The organism is Butyrivibrio proteoclasticus P6B7, assembly GCF_000622085.1.
GTDB lineage: Bacteria > Bacillota > Clostridia > Lachnospirales > Lachnospiraceae > Butyrivibrio > Butyrivibrio proteoclasticus_A.
In genome coordinates, this window is record NZ_JHWL01000058.1 from 1 (window position 1) to 1254 (window position 1254).

General features: G+C 43.7%; 1 protein-coding gene. It reads left to right on the forward strand.

The genetic code is table 11. From position 1 onward, the window contains the following. Positions 1 to 1033: UPF0236 family transposase-like protein (locus T541_RS0116455; protein WP_026653671.1), on the forward strand; the 1033-nt coding region annotated here is incomplete at its 5' end. Positions 1034 to 1254 lie beyond the last annotated feature (221 nt).

Consider the following 1254-nt stretch of genomic DNA (forward strand, 5'->3'; position numbering starts at 1 on the left):
CAAGGAAGCTGTTAAGGATATCGTTCATGGGCTTACTGTTGAAATGCCTTTAAAAGAGCCTGCAGAGAAGAAGCAGCTAAAGCAGCTGCACATAGTCGCGGATGAAGATCATGTTGCTGCTCAGTTCTGGGACAAAAAGGGGGATCTTAAGATAAGCTCTGCCGGGAACAAGATAAACACTATCATAGACAAGATAATAGTAGTATTCGAGGATGTTATAGACGAGGCTCCAGAAGGGGCTTCATATCACAGATATAAGCTTATCGGAAAGCATACATTCTGCGGAGTATACAAGGGATCTGAGAATAACTATAAGTTATGGCAGGAGGTACAGGATTACATATCATCCAACTACGAGCTGGACATCCTTGAGAGGGTGTATATATCCGGAGATGGTGCACCATGGATAAAGGCAGGCGCAGAGATAATCGTGAACAGCCGGTTTGTTCTTGATAAGTTCCACATGATGAAATATCTGGACAGATCAGTGTCCCATCTTGAAAAGGAAGATGAAATGAAAGCATATATCTGGAAGTGTCTGAATGAAGCAAGGAAAGACGATCTTAAAGATATATACAAAGACATCCTTAAGGTAACCAGGGAAGGCAAGCCTGAGAAGTATGATGACGTTAAAGATACACTTCAGTATTTCCTGAATAACTGGGATGGAATTGAAGTTCGTTATGATGAATCAGGACATGTGTGGAAATGCTGTGCAGAAGGCCAGGTGAGTCATGTTCTCAGCGACAGGGTAAGCAGCAGACCAATGGGATGGAGTACTCTTGGGTGCGATAACATCTCTAAACTACGAGCATACACAAGAAATGGCGGAAAAATAATCGACCTGCTGAGGTATCAGGAAAAACATCAGGCCCTGCAGGCAAAGAGGCGCGAGCAGGATGAACTCATCGCAGACATCAAAAGAAGACAGAGCGGGTGGGACTATGCCGAGATTCTGAACACTCACGTGTTAGGCACAGAAATGCCTAAAATGAGGTGGCTCAGGGACCTCATTGACCAAAAGCTTGCATAAAGAAAGAAACCAGAGGCTGGCGTTCCATGACAGATAAAGTAGTCATTAAGCAGACCAAGGGTCAAAAGCGAAACACCGGGACTTTCGCTTTTTCCAACGGAATTTAGGGTCATATGTTGGATGATGGACAGGCTTGGTGTATAATTACGGAAACAGATCTGATCTTAAATGATTCCAGGTGAACTCCACCCTTTTGTTTCCGAATTTTGATTTACGCTATC